This is a genomic window from Spirosoma sordidisoli (assembly GCF_004138325.1).
GTDB lineage: Bacteria > Bacteroidota > Bacteroidia > Cytophagales > Spirosomataceae > Spirosoma > Spirosoma sordidisoli.
Genome location: NZ_SBLB01000001.1, coordinates 1,201,824 through 1,214,994, shown reverse-complemented (window position 1 = coordinate 1,214,994; position 13,171 = coordinate 1,201,824). Strand labels below are relative to the sequence as shown.

Below are 13,171 nucleotides of genomic sequence, written 5' to 3'. Positions count from 1 at the left end.
AAGAATGCAAAGATACGATAGGCTTTGTATGTCGGCCAGAGCAGTTGACGATCAGGGCGGTGCGGTTCGCCCAAAAGTGCTTTCGTGGAGTTTCCTGAGGGTTATGACAAAAAAATGCGTAGAACAAATCCATTTTTACGTTTTAGTTCTGCAAAACCATCTACAATCATGCAACGACGTTCGTTTCTCCAGCAGGCTGGCCTGCTTTCGGCAGGTGCCCTTACCCTAAGTCATGAACTACTGGCCAGCGCGCCCGGTAAAGCCATTAACCCTTTTGGCGTTCAACTCTACAGCACCCGCGATATTCTGCCCAAAGACCCGAAAGGAGTCATGACGCAGCTGGCCCAGATGGGCTACAAACAGTTTGAGAGCTACAGCGGACCGCAGGGCTTTTTGTGGGGTATGGAGCCGAAAGAGATGAAGTCGTTTCTGGATGGGCTGGGCGTGAAAATGATCAGTACCCACTTCGATATGAACAAAGATCTGGACAAGAGCATCGATATGGCGAACGGCGCTGGCCTGAGCTACCTGCTCTGTCCCTACATCGGAGTCCAGAAGACGTTCGACGACTGGAAACGAATTGCCGACAAGTTCAATACGGTTGGTGAGCAGGTGCGTAAGGGTGGGCTGAAGTTTGGCTACCATAACCACGATTATTCGTTCAAACCCCTCGACGGTAAAATTCCGCAGGAGTACCTGCTGGCCAACACCGATCCCAAAAATGTCATGTTCGAGCTGGATCTGTGCTGGATCGATGTAGCGGGTCAGGACCCCGTTGCTCACCTGAACAAGTATGGCAAGCGCTACGAACTGTGTCATATCAAGGATTACAAGAAAGTAGGCGGCAAACCGGTTCAGGACGACCTTGGCAAGGGTAACGTAGACTTCAAAAAGACGCTTCGTACGGCCATGAACAATGGGATGAAGTACTTCATTGTCGAGCAGGAAGAGTATCCTGTGTCAGTACTGGGCAGCATGAAAAATGATGCTGAGTACATGAAGAAGCTGACTGTATAATTTCTTCTTGACATGACGGCTGGTCGTTTTCTGGAACGCTTGGCTACGAGTGTTATGTCATTCCGGCGCAGGAAAAACCAATGGATCTTCCTGCGCCGGAATAGCAATTCCGGTTGCTAAAGCAGCCGGAATGAGTATTGATCCGTTTCAACGGGTCCTGAGTATCAATCAACCCTCCTCCCGGGCTGAGAACAGTCGTTTCAGCCAGCTTTTTTTCTCTTCGGTGTCATCATTTTTGTCCTGCTCGGTGAGCTGGTAGCCGGCCAGAGACTTCAGATCCGGCTGGCCCGCATCGACCCAGGCTGTATACCAGAAATCGCCGACCATCTTTATCGATGCGCGCATCTGCCGTTCTACCTGCCCGCTCAGACGGGTATGATACTGACGCGAAAAATCGGATGCATACACTTTTGTAGTCATCCCGTTTCGCTCCTCGAAACCGTATTTACGGGTTTCTCCCACTTCCTGCGTAAGCGTCTGCTCCAGCCGCAAGACGGAGTCGAGGGCCGCATGGGCTCTGAATACAGCCCGCCAGGCTGCCTTTTGCGGAGCGTATACATACTCGGCCTGACCGGTGAAGAAATCATAGTCCATACTGAACAGTTCGGGTAGGCGGGATTCCCAGAAGCCATGAATGCCCTGCTGACCGGTGAGCTGACCGTTGTAGTTGCGGGTCGTATGCAACGGCACGTTTGCGTCGGCAATGTAATGGCCCAGATCGGCCGCGAGCCGGAGAATCCGGCGAACGTCGCGCTGCCGGAAGGCTTCGGTCAGCTGGTACTTGCTCAGCTGAATCTGCCAGGGGACCAGGCCGTGCAGCGCCAGCGTGTCTTCGCCATAGCGGTCCGCAGCGTCTTTGTAAAAGCGGGGCAGGGTAGCGGCTGTGGTATCGGAGTACGCGTCGAGGTCGATGAAATGGCGCGGGGCTTCACCCACTACGGCATACCGGCGTTTGTCGGGGTTAACCGCGTTGTCAGTCAGAAAGCCGATGTGTTTTTTGAAGAACGGCATCATCTCAACCGGTAACGTGAACACGGCCAGCCGGTTAATCTGCTGGTGAGCATAAAACCCCCAGTTGGGTCTGGCTGACTGCGGAGCGTCGGTGGCCAGCGTGGATGAACTGCTCAGCAGGCCCGAAAAAAAAATCACAAAAACATACAACCAAACAAAACGTTTGTACATTTGACAAAACATGGCACTTTACGGATATATAATTTAACTATTCTGTAAAACTGCTGGTTGAATCGAAACAAAATTTGGCAAAATAGAAAAAGACCAATAGTCATGAATCCAAAATCACGGGGTTACGCCCTTATCGTTGTGCTGATGTGTGCTTTCGCTTTGACAATCTATGGTGCATACTCACCTGCGCGCAAAGCCCAGAAACAGCAAATTGTGTGTGTGAAATTCAAAAAAGGGGTTGAATCGCAAGCTGTTGAACAGCATATGAACGGTTTTGCCGCCCTAAAGCATGAAATTCCAAACATCGTTGGTTACACCTCTGGCAAGACAATTTTGCCAAACGGAGCCGTTGCCGACTATGACGTGGTGCATTATCTGACGTTTCAGAGCGAGGCCGACATTAAAATTTTTGAAAGCAGCCCGGCTTACAAACAGTTTGTAACGCAGAACCAGGGCGTTTGGGAAAAAACGCTGATCGTCAACGCCGATATTCGGCCGTAAGCGTTGGTTTATCACAGAAAATCAGTCAGTACACTTGGATGTGCTGACTGATTTTCTTATTTTTGCGCCCTCATATCGCGAAACGATCTTTACAGTACATACCGATGGCAAACCATAAGTCAGCAAAAAAAGCAATCCGGTCGAGCGCCAAAAAGCGGCTGTTGAACCGCTACCAGCACGTCACGACCCGGAACCTGGTGAAAAAACTGCGTACCACCACCGACCATGCTATGGCCGTTGAGTTGTTCAAAACCGTATCGTCGGCACTGGACAAACTGGCAAAGCGCAACATCATCCACAAGAACAAAGCGTCTAACAACAAGTCGAAACTGGCTCGGTTGGTAAACGGTCTGAAGCCTGCTGCTGCCTAGTTGCCAGTCATTCAGAGACATATCAGAACCTTACCTTTTTCGGGGTGAGGTTTTTTTATGCCCTAACTGGCCGGAAATGCGGTAGAATAGCGAGGTTTATGGTGTCTATTTTGTTAGTTCGTGTTTAGTTCCTGACCGATTCACTGCTGCCGTGACCTACGAAACCTCCGGAAAAATCCAAAGCTGGGCCGAAGAAGACCGTCCCCGCGAAAAGTTGATGCTCAAGGGAAAAGCCGCCCTGTCCGATGCCGAGCTGATCGCTATCCTGATCAACGCCGGTACGGTAGACCTGACCGCGGTCGATATCGCCAAAATCATCCTGAAGAGCGTAGGTAACAACCTGAACGACCTGGCCCGGCTGAGCATCAAAGACCTGTCTAAATTTCGGGGTATTGGCGAAGCGCGGGCCATCGCTATCGTGGCTGCCCTTGAACTGGGGCGTCGGCGCAAAGAGCAGGACCGTCCGCAACGCGCCCGAATCACCTGTTCGCGCGATGCGTATAATGAGATGATTCCGCACCTGATCGATAAGCCCCACGAAGAATTCTGGATTTTGCTGATGAACCGTGCCAACGAGGTGCTGCGGCCGGTACTGATCAGCGCGGGGGGCGTATCGGGTACGGTGGCCGATCCCAAAATTATCTTCAAGCAGGCAATCGAGTATCTGGCCTCGTCGATGATTCTGTTTCATAACCACCCCTCCGGCAACCTGACCCCGTCGCAGGCCGATAAAGACCTGACCCGTAAACTGAAAGACGCGGGTCGCCTGCTCGATATTCCGGTGCTGGACCATCTGATCTTTACCGATAAGGCGTATTACAGCTTTGCCGACGAGGGTATATTGTGAGTTTCGGCGGATGGCTCGGGTTACAGCTTCAGCCCCTGCAGGATCTCGCCCCGGCTCAGTGGACGAACGTCGCCGGGCATCATACCCTCGGCCGTGAGTGATTCGATGGCCCAGCGCACGAGCCGGAGTGTAGGAAACCCTACGGCAGCCGTCATTCGGCGTACCTGCCGGTTCTTGCCTTCGTGCAGACTGATCGATAGCCATGAGGTTGGTATGGCGGCTCTGTAGCGGATGGGTGGGTCGCGGTCGGGCAGGGGCGGAGCCGCCATCGGTTTTGCCAGCGCGGGCAGGGTCGCATAGGGTTTACCATCGACCGAAATCGTAACCCCCGCCGATAACTGCTGGCAGGCTTCGGCGGTCAGCGCACCATCTACCTGCACGTAGTACGTTCGGTTGTGCCTGAATCTGGGGTTCAGCAGCCGATGGTTGAGTTGCTTGTCGCTCGTCAGGAGGAGCAGCCCTTCGCTATCGGCATCGAGCCGCCCAACGGGGTAAACATCGCCCGGAAAGTCGTACGCCAGATCGGCTAGCGTGGGTTTGTCGCCCTCCCGCGAAAACTGCGAGAGCATCAGGTAGGGCTTGTAGATCAGATAGTACATGAAAAAACAGGGCAATTCAACGGGATGGAAAACGGGTGACGATGCGCGTTGCTCCCCACCCGACTCCTCAATCCTGTAATGACAACCAAACGGGGCAGTGGTCAGCGTGGACGGCGTCGGGAAGCATCCGGCAGTCGACGATGCGGGGGCGCAGCGGGTCGCTGACGGAGGCATAGTCGATACGCCAGCCCTTGTTACTGGTGCGGGCGCCGGCGCGGTAACTCCACCAGCTGTAGGCTACATCGTTGGGGTGGGTATGCCGAAAGGCGTCTATCATGCCGGAGCCAAACCACTGATCCATCCAGGCGCGTTCTTCGGGCAGAAATCCGGTGGTGTTTTTGTTGCGAACGGGGTCATGAATGTCCTGGGCAGTATGGGCAATGTTGTAATCGCCGACTACGATCAGGTTGGGCCGGGTTTGCCGCAGCGTTTGGACGTACTCGAAGAAATCGCGGAGAAACTCCATCTTCACCGCCTGCCGAACCTCGCCCGTCGTGCCCGAGGGGAAGTAGCAGTTCAGCAGGGTCAAGTCGCCAAAATCGGTGCGCAAAATGCGGCCTTCGCAATCATATACGGCCAGGCCGCAACCCATGATCACATTGGTAGGAGCCATGCGGGAGAACGTAGCCACGCCCGAATAACCTTTTTTCTCGGCCGCGTGCCAGTGATACTGGTAGCCCAACTGTTCAAACGGTGCCAGGTCTACCACATCGGTAGTGGCTTTGACTTCCTGAAAACAAAGGATATCGAATTCGTTACGGCTCAGCCAGTCGGTCAGCCCATTGCGCATGGCCGCCCGAATGCCGTTGATATTGTAGGAAATGAGTTGCATGAACGAAAAGAGAAGAGGACAGACAAAGAAAGCCGAACACCGGGAGGCATGACCTTATGCCCGTTGGTGTTCGGCGGCTTTTTTCGGTTCTTCCGTTATAAAGGCCCTGTTACCAGTTCCCCTTCGGTGGGGACCGATTTCTTGTTGTCGGTGAATAGCAGCACGAAAATGATCAGTACGGCAGCGGCAATACCGGCTGGTACGAGCCAGACCGACAGCCAGTCTTTGGTGCCATCGGGGCGGGTATACATGTCGAGTACGATACCCGACAGTTTGGAGCCGATACCCATACCCAGGCCATACGTGGCTAAGGTAATCAGCCCCTGCGCCGAGGACTTGATTTTGTCGCCGGCCTTGTTGTCGGTGTAGATCTGACCTGTTACAAAGAAGAAGTCGTAGCAGACGCCGTGCAGCAGGATGGCAATAAAGAGTAGCCACTCCGACGACACGTCGCCGTAGCCAAAGCAGATGAACCGCACAATCCAGGCGATGAGCCCAACGATCAGCATCTTCTTAACGCCCAGTCGGCTATACGCCACCGGGATCAGCAGCATGAAGATAACCTCCGACGCCTGGCCCAGCGACATTTTGTTCTCAACGTTCTGCATGCCGCCGTCGGTCAGTGAAGGGTTGGCCATGGCGTAGTAGAACGACAGCGGAATACAGATCAGCACCGACGATAAAAAGAAAATAGCGAACGACCGGTCTTTGAACAGTTTGAAGGCATCGAGCCCCAGAATCTGACTAACCGACGTTGAGGCTGTGGCTTTGGGGGGCGTATCGGGCAGGAAGAACGAGAAGATACCCAGGGCTACCGCCGAGTACATCGATAGCTGGAAGATCGTGACCTGATCGCCGAACCCGTAAAAACCAACAATGTTGGTAACCACGATCCAGGCCACCGTACCGAGCACCCGGATACCCGGAAACTCCTTCTCGGGGCTCGTCATCTGCTGCATGGCAATAGACGTGGTCAGGGCGAGCGTCGGCGCGAAGGTGATGCAGTAGGCCAGAATCAGGTAGAAGAAATTGCCCGGGTCGGTATTCTGCGTAATCAGGTAGAGCACGACTGCTCCGAGCAGATTCAGGATGCCCAGCACTTTCTGCGCGGCAAAATAGCGGTCGGCAATCATCCCCACGAAGAAGGGCGCAATGATCATGGCGAGCGAAAAAGCCGCGTAGGCGTTGCCGACCTGATCGCCGGTGGCATTTAGTTGCGTGAGCAGGTATTTGCTCATTTGTCCGTACCAGGCTCCCCAGACAAAGAACTGGAGAAACATCATAGCAGACAGTTTAACGCGTGTTGTGGTAAGCATGAGGGCTTGCAGAAGTTAGGTTTTACCGTATGAAGATAGCCAACCCCCTTTTTCTATCATAACCCCGGCCTTTTATTTCTCAACCCGGCCAACCTGCCAGCACCGCAGACCCAGTCCGATGAGCCAGATCAGCCAGAGCGTACTGCCCAGAAAACCAGCCGGATTCCAGACCGGGAAGGTGGGTAGTACCGTGGCCAGCAGCTCGGCCTGGGCCAGCAGATAGATGGCCGAAGCCACATAACCCAGCCACACCCAGCCCCGGTTCAGAAGCCCGGCCCGGCCGAGTGCCCCCGCGAGTGCTACCGTCCAGACAATGGTAAAGAGCTGGCCCATATGCTCGCCCAGCAGCACGCCACCGTACTGATGGATGGTGATGAAGGCCAGGCGGGCGGCCTCCCGAACCGCTTCCCGATCGGTCGTTACGAAGATGCGGGCCAGCACCGGTACCACAAACACCCAGCGCAGCAGGCCTATCAGCTGGACAACCAGTCCAATGAGCCCGACGGTGGTAGCCCAGCGTACCGTCGGCTCCCGTTTATCGACCCACTGGCCCAGCAGTACATACGCCGGAATGAGCGGCAGACCGACCAGTGCGAACGCCAGCCAGGTCCAGATCAGGCTGGCCCCGCCCGCATGGAACCGGCTCAGCACGGCGCCCGGCTCCGCCCGTAAACTGTCCGGATAGTCGAACGTACTGGTCAATATCGCGTACGGGATCAGGAGCAGCAGACCCCCGGCTATGAGCAGCTGACCGGCCCGGGCCAGCCATGTTTTCTCAGATGTGTTCATGAGGGTAGATCGATTATCGGAGAACGAATGAGTAGCTGATACCCGGCGTTGGGTTAATTTTTACGGTCTGGCCTGCTGACGCCAGCGCAATGGCGCCGATCCGCAGATTCAGGCCGCGCCAGACCATCCATCGGAAACCGAGTTCGGCCGAGGCTGCGTTTCTGGCTTCGTAATCGCGGTTGAGACCACGCAGGTACGATACCGACGCATAGAAGGAGGACGGATTGGGCTGCCGGCCAACCGGCAAAAACCAGCCCGTTACCCCTGCTTTTACGAAGCGGGTCGTAAGGTTTGGGCTCAGGTTGGTCAGGTAATAGCCGCCATGGACCGAGAAAGCCCGGTGGCGGTATTCCAGCCCGATCGATGGAGCCCGGAATCCATTGATACTTAACTCATGCTTGGGAAAGCGATGCTGGGCCAGTAAGCCAGGTGATGTCAACAGGAGGCCGACGAGCCAGGAAAACCAGAATAAACGCGTCATGACAGGACGATGGAAAAGGTTATCGACGTTGATAACGAATGCAAACATCCTGGTCTGGCCGGCCTGTTTCGTGCACCTGAGTTAATTACGTTCGGTTGCCCGGCGAGGCTGGCGAGTGATTGGGTGCCGTCATCAGCCCCGGAGCACATTTCGAAAGCGGATTTTTCCGCTAAAGGTTGTAGCTTACCCCTATGTTTGACCGCCTGAAAATCAGTCTGGACCGGCTGTTGCCTGTTACCCGCGACGAGTTCATGTACTTCGCTACGTTGCTCACTCCGCGCCGACTGGCCAAACATGAATCGTTGCTGCGGGGCGGGGAGGTTTGTTCACATATCGCTTTCATCAACCAGGGCTGTCTGCGCTACTATTACCTGAAAGACGGGGACGAGTACAACGGGCAGTTTTTCTTCGAAGGGGCCTGGGTTGGTGATTACCAGAGTTTCCTGACCGGGCAGCCAGCCGTGCAGTACATCGATGCGCTCGAAGACACGGAACTGCTGGTCATTAAACGAACCGATCTGCAGGCGCTGTATGCCGAACGGCCTGTCTTCGAGCGGTTCGGGCGATTGCTGGCCGAGAATATAGTGATCGGTTCTCAGCGCCGGACAGCCTCGTTACTGTTCGATACGCCCGAAGAGCGCTACCTCAAGCTCATTGCCGAACGGCCCAAGGTGATGGAGCGGATTCCATTGCACCATATTGCGTCGTACCTCGGTATCAAACCCGAAAGTCTGTCGCGCATTCGGAAACGACTGGCCGATAACCGGTAGAATAGGTCTATTTCTTAACCCAGGTCAAGATACGTCGCTGGCGAAGCTAACCGAAGTCAAGGCACAACGCCCCGATCAGGCAGCACCTTTGTATCGTAAGTCAACCGATCACAAAGCCGTTAAAAGCACGTATGAAAACCGTTCAGATTACCTTCCTCGGGTCCGTCTCTTTCCTCCTGGCAACTACTGCCCTCCGGGCGCAGCAGACGGAGCCTGCACCCGCCAAGCTACCCATCTACGCGACTATCAGCATTGGGTACGGCAACACTTTTTTCTCGGGCCAGCTCGCCGAAAAAGAAACGATCAACGACGGGCGTGGCTTTGGCCGAAACCAGGGAAACACGCTCACAAGCTGGTTTTATGTTGCCCCGGCCCAGTGGAAGGGCCTCGGCGTAGGGGCAGGGATCAAAGGTTTTTTTGCTACACCCAACAACGGCGGTAACAGCGAAACATACCTCTTCAACTACTATCATACCGGTATCGGCGCCAAATACTACCTGTTCAGCAAACGCTTCAACCAGGGCCTGGCGCTAAAGAGCAGCTTCGGAATTGGCCAGATGACGGAGAAAACAAAGTATAACGCAACCCAAACCTACGAGCATCAGTTTGCCATCGGTACTACCCTGCTGGTCGGACTGGGCTATTCTGTTCCGATTCTCAAAAAACGGTCGGCCCTTAACATTGACTTCGATTTCGAAACCTCAAACCGACGGGGCGACGTAACGGGGGTCGGGGAGAATCAGTCCTTCAGAAACAGCCACGTCAGCCTGAATGTTGGCATAGGTTTCTGAACCGCCCTTCGGCGTAACCCCGTTGTATCATCGGCCTGTCCGGGCTAGCCGGCGCCGGATGCGGCTGAGCGACTGGGGTTTTACGCCCACGTAGGAGGCCAGGTAATACTGTGGAATCCGCTGCTGAATATCGTGGAAGTGTCGCGTAAAGTTCAGATACCGGTCTTCGGGGGTGTTGGTGTACAGACCGGTGAGCTGATGCACCGTTTGCAGAAAGATCTGCTCGATGATGAGCCGCCCAAACCGTTCGCCTTCGTTTACCTCCCGATAAAACCGCTGAAGGTCTTCATGCGTGATGCAGCGGAGCAGCGTTGGTTCGATGGCCTGAATGGCGCAGTTGGCTGCTGACTGGGTCAGAAAACTCTCGTAGCTACTGGCAAAATCGGTCTCTTTGCCGAACGAGTACGTAAGTTCGTCGCCATCGTGGTTGACCGTATACCGCAGCAGACCCTCTTCGATATAGGCCACATAGCGGCAAACCTGCCCCTCCTGCAGCCAAAAATCGCCCGGATGCAGCGATTGCGGGCGGAAGAGCGTGTCGATCAGCTCCTGTTCAGAAGCCGATAGCGCTATGATCTGGCTGATTTTTGATACCAGAGGACTGCTGCTTGTCATGATGGATCGATTAACCAGGGTTCTGAGTTAGGCCGCCATCAGTTGATCTACTGGCTCCCGGGCAGCACCAGTCATCTAGTTATCAATTTTTCGGGAATTCGCCTAGCTGTAGTTTCAGAATCCTGTTTTCGAGATATCCGTCGTCGATATGTTTGTCGGTGATGTACCACACCCGGGCGGGCATACCATCGGGCAGTGGAATCTGGGTGGGGCCACCGTTCTGAAACCCGGCATGTTCCGCTTCTTTGATGTAATAACCGAACGAAACGCCGTTGACCGTAAAGCCCTCGTAGTGTTTTCGGTCGGGTTTCCCGCTGGCATCCCGCGCCACCCATTTCTTCTCCCAATGCCCCTGAATGATCCCGTCGAGATGCTGACAGTCGTCAGCCAGGAGCCGGTCGCGCAGCCGGTGAAAGTCCCAGTATGACAAGGCCGCTATCCCGGCAATAACCAGGGCAAACCCCACAACCCAGTGCCGCTGTGGGTATAATCCGGGCTTAACCGTGGTCAGAATACCGAAGCTGTACAGCACCAGAATCGCAAAAATACCGGCCAAAATGAACCAGATCCAGCCGTCATAAGGCTCCACCGAGATGTCGTACACAGTTTTGTAGTGCATTCGCTTTGAAGGGCTTAGGGTTGACAGGTGGGGCAGGCAGGCGTTTGAATCCTGACCCGCCCCACCTGTCAAATATAAACCGGCAGCAAGCTCGTGCCCGATAGGATTGAGCGAAAGGCGTGGTCTGTTAATCAGGCGGTTACCGGGGCCGAGAAAAGCGCCTTGCGGGCCGTAACCCACTGGCTGATACTCGTCATCTGAACGGGCAGTTCGGCCAGCACCGGCTGCATATCGGCCCGAAAAGAAGGGCGCTGCTCCGGGAAGTCCCACATCCGCTGATATTCACTGGCAGCCGCAGCGCCAGCCCCCGGCCCAAAGGCCTGATCCAGAATACCGCCAAAATCACGAGGTGGCATGGCGTAATACGTTATTGGGCGACCGAGTCCTTCCGAAAAGGCCCGGGCCAGCGCCGGTCCGTCCGGGTTGGCCAACCCGCTAACGGGCCAGTTCGACCCTGCCAGCTGGGGGCGTTCGAGAGCCGCTGCCACCAGGGCACTGACATCGTCGGACGCAATCCAGCTAACAGGCATATCAGCAGGCACCGGATAGGCAACCTGGTTTTTGTTGGCAACGAACGGTGCCGTCCAGGGGCCGAGCAGGTTTTCGAGGTATACACTCGGCTGAATGATAATATGGGGCAGCCCGCTCTCCTGTAAATACTGCTGCATATCGATCCGGACGTCGATGGATGGGTTCCCCGTCCGAACGGGAAGAATTGCTCCGCTGGTGTTCCAGACGAGAAGCTTGACCCCCGCGGCCTTGGCGGCATCGATAGCCTGACGGCCGTAATTGGCAACTTCGGCCGGGTTGGCGAAGAATGGAATCAGGAGCGATACGGCATCCATACCGTCGCTGATCTCACGCAGCCGGTTGCCGTCGGCCATGTCGCCTTCCAGCACGATAGCGCCCGCTCGGGCGTGGTGAGCCGCTTTGTCGGCAGTGCGGGTAAGAACGTAGGGTTGGTGACCAGCCGCCAGCAGGAAGGTAGGTACCGCACCGGCCTGCGATCCGGTAGCTCCGTAGACGAGTACGTTTAATGGGTTGGTTGTGTTCATGACAGCCTTTTGTTAGATGCTGTCGCAAAGCTCAACCGGTTTGCTATACATTTTATATGGCTATACTTTTGTATAGTACTATACTATAGCATAGTAATTCATACTCAGCATGAAACAGACCTATTGCACGAACCATCTGCGATCCATGGCCGACACGCTCGAATTACTGGGCGGTAAGTGGAAGTTGCTGATCATGAGTTTGCTCCACAGCGAAAGTCCCATGCGCTTCAGCGAGATCGAGCGGGCTATTGGCGGCATTACGCCCCGTATGTTATCGAAAGAACTGAAAGAGCTGGAGCAGAACGAGCTGGTTGAACGGCGGGTTTACCCCACCATGCCTGTCTCGGTCGATTACCGGCTGACGGACTATGGTCGCTCGTTAGATACCGTACTGACGGCGCTGGGCGACTGGGGCAGGAACCACCGCCGACGCATCATGCAACCCGCTGTTGCCCGCTGATCAGTTGCCGCGCACCGTTTCCCGCACCCCTTCAATCGGGGAGGTGGCTTCGATGCCGAATCGCCTGGTGAACTTGCTGCTGTCGAACGCGTAGTGCCGGTCGTACTGGTAAACCATTTCGCGTAGCTCCTTCATGAGCGGTACAAACCAGCCCAGGGGCAGCAGGGCCCAAACGGGTAAGGCACTGGCTTTGGGTGTTACGTGCATCTCCCTGGCAAACAGCTCGATCCATTGCCGGCCTGTCAGCCGTTGCGGGTGGGTGGGCAGGTGCCAGACCTGCCCGTAGGCATCGGGCGTATTGCCCAGCAAAGCTGTAGCCCGGCCCGCGTCGGGGGTGTAGGTGAAGTTATGTACGTAGTCCAGGCCGGCCAGCCAGTTGGCTGCTTTGCCCTGCTTCAGGTTTTTGTAAACCGTTTCGACCAGTACGCTCTTGTCATTACCGGGTCCGTAAAAATCGGCCGATCGGGCAATCAGGGCCGTCAGGGTACCGGCTCGTACGGCCTCCATCAGCATACCGGCAATCTGCGCTCTGACTTCTCCTTTCCGGCTGGTAGGCCGGATCGGGGTTTCTTCGGTCATGGGGTCGAGGTGATCCCGGTCGTACATATAGATGTTGTCGAAGAAGACCAGTTTAGCGCCGTGCTCCTGACAGGCCTCGATGACGTTGCGCATGGTAACAGGCCATCTCTCCTGCCAGATTTTTACGGAATAGTCGTACCCAACCGTCAGATAGACGACTTCCGATCCGGCCACGGCGCGACGTACGGCGCCGGCATCGGTCAGGTCGGCCGAAACCAGTTCATCGGTCGGGTTAACCGCCTTCGGGTTCCGGCTGACCAGCCGAATCTGATCGGTATAGCTTGTCAGAGCGCTGGCCAGGTCTTTGGCAATGGTGCCGCCCGCACCGAGTATCGTTTGCATCGTGT

General features: G+C 55.5%; 17 protein-coding genes. 7 read left to right on the top strand and 10 right to left on the bottom strand.

From position 1 onward, the window contains the following. The first annotated feature begins 168 nt into the window (after positions 1 to 168). Positions 169 to 1,017 (top strand): sugar phosphate isomerase/epimerase family protein, encoded by an 849-nt coding sequence (locus EQG79_RS05315; protein WP_129600420.1) that lies wholly within the window; start codon positions 169 to 171, stop codon positions 1,015 to 1,017. A gap of 168 nt (positions 1,018 to 1,185) precedes the next feature. Here the strand turns inward: EQG79_RS05315 and EQG79_RS05310 are convergent, their stop codons facing one another. Next, positions 1,186 to 2,199: a zinc dependent phospholipase C family protein gene (locus EQG79_RS05310; protein ID WP_369822663.1), complete on the bottom strand. Its 1,014-nt coding sequence runs from the start codon at positions 2,197 to 2,199 to the stop codon at positions 1,186 to 1,188. A 102-nt stretch (positions 2,200 to 2,301) separates the two neighbouring features. Here EQG79_RS05310 and EQG79_RS05305 point away from each other — a divergent pair, with 102 nt between their 5' ends. The 3 genes from EQG79_RS05305 to radC all read left to right on the top strand — a co-directional run bounded on the left by EQG79_RS05305 (position 2,302) and on the right by radC (position 3,918). Continuing rightward, positions 2,302 to 2,700, top strand: coding sequence for a Dabb family protein (locus EQG79_RS05305; protein WP_077919216.1), 399 nt, complete (start codon positions 2,302 to 2,304; stop codon positions 2,698 to 2,700). 104 nt (positions 2,701 to 2,804) lie between these two features. Continuing rightward, a complete protein-coding gene (gene rpsT, locus EQG79_RS05300; protein ID WP_077919215.1) occupies positions 2,805 to 3,071 on the top strand; it encodes a 30S ribosomal protein S20 in 267 nt (88 codons plus the stop codon). Positions 3,072 to 3,222: 151 nt separating this feature from the next. Continuing rightward, complete coding sequence (gene radC, locus EQG79_RS05295; protein WP_077919214.1) at positions 3,223 to 3,918, top strand: RadC family protein; 696 nt, start codon at positions 3,223 to 3,225, stop codon at positions 3,916 to 3,918. Between the two features lie 20 nt (positions 3,919 to 3,938). Here radC and EQG79_RS05290 read toward each other — a convergent pair whose 3' ends face one another. The 5 genes from EQG79_RS05290 to EQG79_RS05270 all read right to left on the bottom strand — a co-directional run bounded on the left by EQG79_RS05290 (position 3,939) and on the right by EQG79_RS05270 (position 7,935). Beyond that, positions 3,939 to 4,517, bottom strand: coding sequence for a pseudouridine synthase (locus tag EQG79_RS05290; RefSeq protein ID WP_077919213.1), 579 nt, complete (start codon positions 4,515 to 4,517; stop codon positions 3,939 to 3,941). A gap of 67 nt (positions 4,518 to 4,584) precedes the next feature. Next, complete coding sequence (locus tag EQG79_RS05285) at positions 4,585 to 5,349, bottom strand: exodeoxyribonuclease III (protein ID WP_129600419.1); 765 nt, start codon at positions 5,347 to 5,349, stop codon at positions 4,585 to 4,587. 95 nt (positions 5,350 to 5,444) lie between these two features. Beyond that, the gene (locus EQG79_RS05280) at positions 5,445 to 6,665 is read right to left on the bottom strand and encodes a nucleoside permease (RefSeq protein ID WP_077919211.1); all 1,221 of its coding nucleotides are present in this window, start codon (positions 6,663 to 6,665) and stop codon (positions 5,445 to 5,447) included. A 72-nt stretch (positions 6,666 to 6,737) separates the two neighbouring features. Continuing rightward, the gene (locus tag EQG79_RS05275) at positions 6,738 to 7,454 is read right to left on the bottom strand and encodes a DUF4386 domain-containing protein (protein WP_129600417.1); all 717 of its coding nucleotides are present in this window, start codon (positions 7,452 to 7,454) and stop codon (positions 6,738 to 6,740) included. Between the two features lie 13 nt (positions 7,455 to 7,467). Next, on the bottom strand, positions 7,468 to 7,935 hold the full coding sequence (locus EQG79_RS05270) for a hypothetical protein (RefSeq protein ID WP_129600415.1): 468 nt from the start codon (positions 7,933 to 7,935) through the stop codon (positions 7,468 to 7,470). Between the two features lie 191 nt (positions 7,936 to 8,126). On the opposite strand from EQG79_RS05270, the gene EQG79_RS05265 reads away from it, so the two are divergent. Continuing rightward, on the top strand, positions 8,127 to 8,705 hold the full coding sequence (locus EQG79_RS05265) for a Crp/Fnr family transcriptional regulator (protein ID WP_129600413.1): 579 nt from the start codon (positions 8,127 to 8,129) through the stop codon (positions 8,703 to 8,705). A gap of 131 nt (positions 8,706 to 8,836) precedes the next feature. Further along, a complete protein-coding gene (locus EQG79_RS05260) occupies positions 8,837 to 9,496 on the top strand; it encodes a hypothetical protein (protein WP_077919208.1) in 660 nt (219 codons plus the stop codon). 27 nt (positions 9,497 to 9,523) lie between these two features. Here EQG79_RS05260 and EQG79_RS05255 read toward each other — a convergent pair whose 3' ends face one another. The 3 genes from EQG79_RS05255 to EQG79_RS05245 form a co-directional block, all read right to left on the bottom strand. Further along, positions 9,524 to 10,111, bottom strand: a complete 588-nt coding sequence (locus EQG79_RS05255) for a Crp/Fnr family transcriptional regulator (RefSeq protein WP_077919207.1) — start codon at positions 10,109 to 10,111, stop codon at positions 9,524 to 9,526. 82 nt (positions 10,112 to 10,193) lie between these two features. Next, positions 10,194 to 10,730 (bottom strand): DUF4229 domain-containing protein, encoded by a 537-nt coding sequence (locus tag EQG79_RS05250; protein WP_129600411.1) that lies wholly within the window; start codon positions 10,728 to 10,730, stop codon positions 10,194 to 10,196. A gap of 131 nt (positions 10,731 to 10,861) precedes the next feature. Beyond that, positions 10,862 to 11,785: an SDR family oxidoreductase gene (locus EQG79_RS05245; RefSeq protein ID WP_129600409.1), complete on the bottom strand. Its 924-nt coding sequence runs from the start codon at positions 11,783 to 11,785 to the stop codon at positions 10,862 to 10,864. A gap of 109 nt (positions 11,786 to 11,894) precedes the next feature. Between EQG79_RS05245 and EQG79_RS05240 the strand changes: the two genes are divergently transcribed. After that, the gene (locus EQG79_RS05240) at positions 11,895 to 12,245 is read left to right on the top strand and encodes a winged helix-turn-helix transcriptional regulator (RefSeq protein ID WP_077919204.1); all 351 of its coding nucleotides are present in this window, start codon (positions 11,895 to 11,897) and stop codon (positions 12,243 to 12,245) included. Here the strand turns inward: EQG79_RS05240 and EQG79_RS05235 are convergent, their stop codons facing one another. Then, entirely contained in the window at positions 12,246 to 13,166 is a 921-nt protein-coding gene (locus EQG79_RS05235) for an NAD-dependent epimerase/dehydratase family protein (protein WP_129600408.1), read from the bottom strand. Between the last annotated feature and the right edge of the window lie 5 nt (positions 13,167 to 13,171).